The organism is Paracoccus fontiphilus (assembly GCF_017356265.1).
Taxonomy (GTDB): Bacteria; Pseudomonadota; Alphaproteobacteria; order Rhodobacterales; family Rhodobacteraceae; genus Paracoccus; species Paracoccus fontiphilus.
Genome location: NZ_JAFNAW010000108.1, coordinates 1 through 5,988, shown reverse-complemented (window position 1 = coordinate 5,988; position 5,988 = coordinate 1). Strand labels below are relative to the sequence as shown.

The following is a 5,988-nucleotide window of genomic DNA, read 5'->3' as shown; positions in this document are numbered from 1 at the left end:
GTAAGGAGTCGTCGGCAGCGTCAGATGTGTATAAGAGACAGCTTCGGCGGCAGGCGCATTGCCGGACGCGGCCGCCGCCGCACCGGCACCCGCCGCGGCGGGTGCGGGGGTCGTCGTCTCCTGCGCCAAGGCCGTGGCGGCCAGCGAGGCACCCAGGACCAGCGCCGTCAGGCTGGTGATGGCTTTCATGCTGTCATTCCTCCCAAATTCCAATTTACCCGTCCTCCGCAGGTAAAAATCCCCCCGCAGCTTAACCGCGGGGGGATCGTTTCCCAGTGCAAGTTTACGTTAGCGGGCCGAAAGTATTAGCCGCTGGTGCCGCCTTCGGCCGGGGCGGGTTCCGCCGCCGGTTCCGCCGCGGCCGAAGCCTCGCCCGGCAGTTCGAACACGGTCAACTGGCCGCCCAGTTCGGTATAGTCCGCCAGCGCGGCATAGCCGCCCACGGCGCCCAGACCCTCGTTCGGGTTGGTCAGGCCCGCCGCAAGGCCGATGCCTGCCCAGCCGCCGACGCCCGACAGGATGCCGATATACTGCTTGCCGCCCTGCACATAGGTCATCACGTTGCCGATGATGCCGGACGGGGTCTTGAACTTGTAAAGTTCCTCGCCCGTGTCGGCGTCGATGGCCTTCAGATAGCCTTCAAGCGTGCCGTAGAAGACCACGTCGCCCGCCGTCGCCAGCGCGCCCGACCAGACCGAGAACTGTTCCGGCAGCGACCACTTGATCTTGCCTTCGACGTTGTCCCAGGCGATGAAGTTGCCCATGCCGCCGTGGCTGTCGGGGGCCGGATACATCGACAGGGTGGCGCCGACATAGGGCTGGCCCGCGGTATAGGCGACGCGGAACGGTTCATAGTCCATGCAGACGTGGTTCGTCGGCACGTAGAAGGTCTGCGTCTTGGGCGAATAGGCCGCCGGCTGCTGGTCCTTGGTGCCAAGGGCGGCCGGGCAGATGCCGGTGGTGTTCTCGTCCTCGCCGTTCTGCGCGGTCGAGAATTCGGCGACCACGGCCGGGCGGCCATAGGTTTCCGAATTCGGATCCATGTCCACGCCGGTGGTCCAGTTCACCGCCGGGTCATACTTCTCGGCCACCAGCAGTTCGCCCGACTCGCGGTCCAGGGTATAGGCCAGGCCGTTGCGGTCGAAATGGGTCAGCAGCTTGCGCGGCTGGCCGTCGATCTCCTGGTCGGTCAGGATCATCTCGTTGACGCCGTCGAAGTCCCATTCGTCGTGCGGCGTCATCTGGTAGAACCACTTGGCCATGCCGGTGTCGGCGTCGCGGGCCATGATGGTCATCGACCACTTGTTGTCGCCGGGACGCTGCGACGGGTTCCAGGTCGAGGGGTTGCCGGTCCCGTAATAGATCAGGTTCAGATCCGGGTCATAGGAATACCAGCCCCAGGTGGTGCCGCCGCCGATCTTCCACTGGTCGCCTTCCCAGCTGTTGAGGCTGCTGTCCGCGCCGATGGGCTTGCCCAGATGGGTGGTCTTTTCGGGATCGACCAGCATCTCGGCGTCGGGGCCGGTGGAATAGGCCTTCCAGACCTCTTTCCCGTCGGCCAGGCTGTAGGCCGTGACGCGGCCGCGCACGCCGTATTCGCCGCCCGAGACGCCGACGATCACCTTGTCCTTGACCGGCAGCACGGTCGCGGTGTTCGTCTCGCCGATGGCGGGATCGCCGGTCTTGACCTGCCACTTGACCTCGCCGGTCTTGGCGTCCAGGGCGACCAGGGTGGTGTCGGCCTGGTGCGACAGGATCAGCCCGTCGGCATAGGCCACGCCGCGATAAACGGTGTCGCAGCACATGACCGCGATGACTTCCGGGTCCTGCTGGGGCTCGTAGCGCCACAGGATCTTGCCGTCATTGGCCAGATCCAGCGCGAAGATGTTGTTGGGGAACGGCGTGTGGACATACATCACGTCGCCGATCACCAGGGGGCTGCCCTCGTGGCCGCGCAGCACGCCGGTCGAGAAGGTCCAGGCCACCCGCAGGTCGCCCACGTTCTCGCGGTTGATCTGATCCAGTTCGGAATAACGCGTGTTCGCGTAGTTCCCCATCTGGATCGCCCATTGTTCGGGCTTTGCGGTTTCGGCCAGGACGCTGTCGTTCGCCCACCCAGCCGTCCCCGTCAGAAGCAGCACGGCGACCGTGCTGTTCAGCAATCTTTTCATGAAGTGCTCCTCCGCTGTATGGAAGCGGGCAGCGGGCTCCTCCTCCCGCGCCGTCCTGAGGACACTCTTTGACCGACACCCTCTTGCGTCAATGCGACGCTTTGGCACTTACCCCTAAAGTCTTAGGGTGAATAAACCAGGGCGGTCGGGAATGATCGGCAAACACCTTACAAGAGCCGCTCGGCGTGCCACATCACATGGTCAGCCATGAAGGTTTGCACGAAGAAATAGCTGTGGTCATAGCCCTGCTGCATCCGGAACTGCCCCGGCTGGCGGCGCGCCATCATGGCCTGGGCCAGGGCCTCGGGACGCAGCTTGTCCAGGAACTGGTCGGCGCTGCCCTGGTCGATCAGCACCTCGCGCGGGAAGCCCTTTTCGGTCATCAGGATGGTGGAATCATGGGCGCGCCAGGTGCTGCGGTCGTCGCCCAGATAGGCGCCAAGCTGCTTCTGGCCCCAATCGGATTCGGTGGGATTGGCGATGGGCGCAAAGGCCGACACGGACCTGTAGCGGTCGGGATGGGTCATGGCGATGGTCAGCGCGCCGTGCCCGCCCATGGAATGGCCGGTGATGCCCATGGCGTCGCGGTCGATGGCGAAATTGTCGCCCACCAGTTCGGGCAGCTCGTGGACGATGTATTGCCACATCCGGTAATGCGGCGCCCAAGGGTCCTGGGTCGCATCGACATAGAAGCCCGCGCCCTTGCCCAGATCATAGGCCTCGTCGTCGGCCACGTCGTCGCCACGGGGCGAGGTGTCGGGAAAGACCATGGCGATCCCGGCCTCGGCGCACCATTGCTGGGCGGCGGCCTTGGTCATGGCGTTCTCGTGCGTGCAGGTCAGGCCGGACAGGTACCACAGCACCGGCACGCGTTCGTGGGCCACCAGTTCCGGCATGAAGACCGCGAAGGTCATGTCGGTGCCGGTCGCCTGCGCGCGGTGGCGATACACGCCCTGCGTGCCGCCGAAACTGCGGTTCTCGGAAAGGGTTTCAAGCGTCATCGGCTGCTCCTGTCAGGTCGTGGAACATGACCAGCGCGTCCACATAGCCATGCCGGGGGTGAAGAAACGCGCCGGGCAGGCGGCCGACAATGGCAAATCCCGCCTTCTGCCACGAATGGACGGCATCGGCATTGGTCGAAACGACGAAGTTGAACTGCATGGCCCGGAACCCCTGGCCGCGCGCCCAGTCCTTGGCATGGCCCACCAGCGCGCGGGCGACGCCCCGGCCCCGCGCATCGGGATGGGTGGCGAAGCTGGCATTGGCGACATGGGCCGCCGGACCCGGCCGGTTGCGCCCCACATGGCTGGTACCCAGGATACGGCCCTCGGCTTCGGCGACAAAGGACCGTGAAGGGCGCGGCGAACCAGTCGGCCAGCGCGTCGTCGCGGGAAATGTCGCGCGGGATGCAATAGGTTTCCCCCGCGCGATAGACCGGCCCAAGGATCGCCCAGATGGCATCGTGATCGGCTTGGGTGGCGGGGCGGATCGTCACCCCGCCCTTTGCCGTCATGCCAGTTCGTCCACGCTGCGGATCACCTTGCCCAGAAGGCCGTAATCCAGCGCCTCCTGCGTGTTCAGCCAGAAGTCGCGCTGCGTGTCCTTCTCGATCCGCTCGACCGTCTGGCCGGTCGCCTCGGCGAAGATCTGGTTCAGGCGGTCGCGCATCAGGCGCACCTGTTCCGCCTGGATCATCATGTCCGAGGACGTGCCGCCGATCCCGCCCGAGGGCTGGTGGATCAGAAAGCGCGTGTTGGGCAGGCAGTAGCGGTTTTCCTTCTTCGCGGCCACGAAGATCAGCGCGCCCGCCGATGCCACCCAGCCCGACCCGATGGTGCGCACGGTGGGGCGGATGAACTTGATCACGTCATGGATCATGTCGCCCGATTCCACGTGCCCCCCGGGCGAGGAGATCAGCATGTTGATCGGCCCGTCCCCATCCTCGGCCAGGGCCAGCAGATGCGCCACGGTGCGCTGCGCCAGCTTGTCGTTGATGGCGCCCGCGACGATCACCGTGCGCGACTTGAAGTACAGCTTGCCGATCTTGTCGCCCTCGGGCAGGCCCAGGCCCTCGTCCTTGTCGCCCTTGTGGCGCCGGTCGTCCTCTTCCGGTTCGTCGTCGTCATCGTCCAGCCACTGGTGACCCATCGGCCTGCTCCTTTATTCCTCATGGCGACGGCGGGACCATGGCCCCGCCGTTCTTTTACCTATGCAGGGATGAACGATCAGTAAAGCACCACCGAGCGGATGCTTTCGCCCTTGTGCATGAGGTCGAAGCCCTTGTTGATGTCGTCCAGGGGCATGGTGTGGGTGATCATCGGGTCGATCTCGATCTTGCCGTCCATGTACCAGTCGACGATCTTCGGCACATCGGTCCGGCCCCGCGCGCCGCCAAAGGCCGTGCCTTTCCAGACCCTCCCGGTGACAAGCTGGAACGGCCGCGTGCTGATCTCGGCCCCGGCTGCCGCCACGCCGATGATGACGGACTGGCCCCAGCCGCGATGCGTGCATTCCAGCGCGTCGCGCATCACCTTGGTGCTGCCGGTCGCGTCAAAGGAATAGTCCGCGCCGCCGATCTGGTCGAAGGGGGTCTTGGTCATCTCGACGATATGGGGGACGATGCCGCCGTCGATTTCCTTCGGATTGACGAAATGGGTCATGCCGAAGCGTTCGGCCATTTCCTTCTTGTCGTTGTTCAGGTCCACGCCGATGATCATGTCCGCGCCCGCCAGCCGCAGGCCCTGGATCACGTTCAACCCGATGCCGCCCAGGCCGAAGACCACCGCCTTGGCGCCGATCTCGACCTTGGCGGTGTTGATCACAGCGCCGATGCCGGTGGTCACGCCGCAGCCGATATAGCAGATCTTGTCGAAGGGCGCGTCCTCGCGCACCTTGGCCACCGCGATCTCGGGCAGCACGGTGTAATTCGAAAACGTCGAGCAGCCCATGTAGTGGCGGATCATGGTGCCATCGGGCATGGAGAAGCGCGAGGTGCCGTCCGGCATCAGCCCCTGGCCCTGCGTGGCGCGGATGCGGGTGCAGAGGTTGGTCTTGCCCGACAGGCAGGACGGGCATTCGCGGCATTCGGGGGTATAAAGCGGAATCACGTGGTCGCCCGGCTTCAGCGTCCTGACGCCCGGCCCGACCTCGACCACCACGCCCGCGCCCTCGTGGCCCAGAATTGCCGGGAACAGGCCTTCCGGGTCGTCGCCCGAGCGGGTGAACTCGTCGGTGTGGCAGATGCCGGTGGCCTTGATCTCGATCATCACCTCGCCCTCTTTCGGGCCTTCCAGGTTGACCTCCATCACCTCCAGCGGGCGGCCCGCCTCCAACGCTACGGCGGCACGGGTTTTCATCGTCACTCTCCTATCCGTTCGGACTTTCGGTCAAAGCCATGGGGGCCGCATGGCGGCCCCCTGCGTTCTGTTTGGGGTCGCCGCCGGCGTCAAGCCGCCAGCGCGCCGGACCTTTTGGCCACATGGGTTGCGATGGCATCCATCAGCGGTGGCGACAGGGCATCATAGGGTTCCAGCCCAAGCTCGCGCAGGCGCGACCGGATGCCGTCCATCCGCGACGGATCGACGCCCGATTCGATGACGGAACTGACAAAGGCCGCGAATTCGGGGGCCGACCAGCCGTCCTCGGCCGACAGTTCGGTGTGCACGAAGTCCAGGCCGTAGAACGGGTGGTCCTTGTTCTCGATCCGGCCGTACATGTGGACGCCGCAGCCCTTGCAGGCATAGCGCTGGATCGGCGCGTCCTTGTTGACGACCTGCAGCTTGTCGCCGTTCTCCAGGACCTCGACCGCGTCGCGCGA

Annotated in this window: 4 protein-coding genes and 3 pseudogenes; all 7 read right to left on the bottom strand. The window is 65.4% G+C overall.

The features are described 5' to 3' along the window. Window positions 1-189, bottom strand: a pseudogene (locus J0F76_RS19540) (hypothetical protein); the annotation flags it as partial. Window positions 190-374: 185 nt separating this feature from the next. Next, window positions 375-2,171, bottom strand: a pseudogene (locus J0F76_RS19535) (methanol/ethanol family PQQ-dependent dehydrogenase); the annotation flags it as partial. Window positions 2,172-2,338: 167 nt separating this feature from the next. After that, window positions 2,339-3,172 carry an S-formylglutathione hydrolase gene (gene fghA, locus J0F76_RS19530; RefSeq protein ID WP_207472055.1) on the bottom strand — a complete coding sequence of 278 codons (834 nt, stop codon included), beginning with the start codon at window positions 3,170-3,172 and terminating at the stop codon, window positions 2,339-2,341. Beyond that, complete coding sequence (locus J0F76_RS21295) at window positions 3,162-3,473, bottom strand: GNAT family N-acetyltransferase (RefSeq protein WP_341351629.1); 312 nt, start codon at window positions 3,471-3,473, stop codon at window positions 3,162-3,164. The genes fghA and J0F76_RS21295 overlap by 11 nt, the downstream gene beginning before the upstream one ends. Window positions 3,474-3,680: 207 nt before the next feature. Next, a complete protein-coding gene (locus tag J0F76_RS19520) occupies window positions 3,681-4,319 on the bottom strand; it encodes an ATP-dependent Clp protease proteolytic subunit (RefSeq protein ID WP_207472054.1) in 639 nt (212 codons plus the stop codon). Window positions 4,320-4,396: 77 nt separating this feature from the next. Continuing rightward, entirely contained in the window at window positions 4,397-5,527 is a 1,131-nt protein-coding gene (locus tag J0F76_RS19515) for an S-(hydroxymethyl)glutathione dehydrogenase/class III alcohol dehydrogenase (protein WP_207472053.1), read from the bottom strand. 89 nt (window positions 5,528-5,616) lie between these two features. Next, a pseudogene (locus tag J0F76_RS19510) lies at window positions 5,617-5,988 on the bottom strand (S-(hydroxymethyl)glutathione synthase); the annotation flags it as partial.

Excerpts from the sequence above, each read along its gene's own strand:
- fghA (WP_207472055.1), bottom strand. The coding sequence starts at position 3,172 with ATGACGCTTGAAACCCTTTCCGAGAACCGCAGTTTCGGCGGCACGCAG.
- J0F76_RS19520 (WP_207472054.1), bottom strand. The coding sequence starts at position 4,319 with ATGGGTCACCAGTGGCTGGACGATGACGACGACGAACCGGAAGAGGAC.
- J0F76_RS19515 (WP_207472053.1), bottom strand. The coding sequence starts at position 5,527 with ATGAAAACCCGTGCCGCCGTAGCGTTGGAGGCGGGCCGCCCGCTGGAG.